A 255-nucleotide genomic window follows, 5' to 3' on the forward strand; every position below is an offset into this window, starting at 1 on the left:
TGCCCGTGCTGGCAGCCCTGCTGTCGCCAGCCAGCGTGGTCTCGTGGAGTGTATCCGCTGTATCCCTGATTGGTCTGGCGGTGTTGGGAGTCGTGGGTGCGCGTGCAGGTGGGGCCTCACCATGGCGCCCGGCAATGCGGGTCATATTCTGGGGCATCGTAGCGATGGCCGTGACGGCTGCCATCGGCCGGATATTCGGGGTACAGACATAATGTATTAAATATTTCTGTATATTGAACGAATGGAATGATATCG

1 protein-coding gene is annotated in these 255 nt (G+C 57.6%); it reads left to right on the forward strand.

Features of this window, described 5'->3' with window-relative positions; all coding sequences use genetic code 11:
• Window positions 1–212, forward strand: a 212-nt coding sequence (locus tag HNW77_RS17380; RefSeq protein ID WP_172159347.1) for a VIT1/CCC1 transporter family protein, incomplete at its 5' end; no start/stop codon positions are given.
• Window positions 213–255: the final 43 nt, after the last annotated feature.

The sequence above is a fragment of the Komagataeibacter melomenusus genome (assembly GCF_013155395.1).
GTDB lineage: Bacteria > Pseudomonadota > Alphaproteobacteria > Acetobacterales > Acetobacteraceae > Komagataeibacter > Komagataeibacter melomenusus.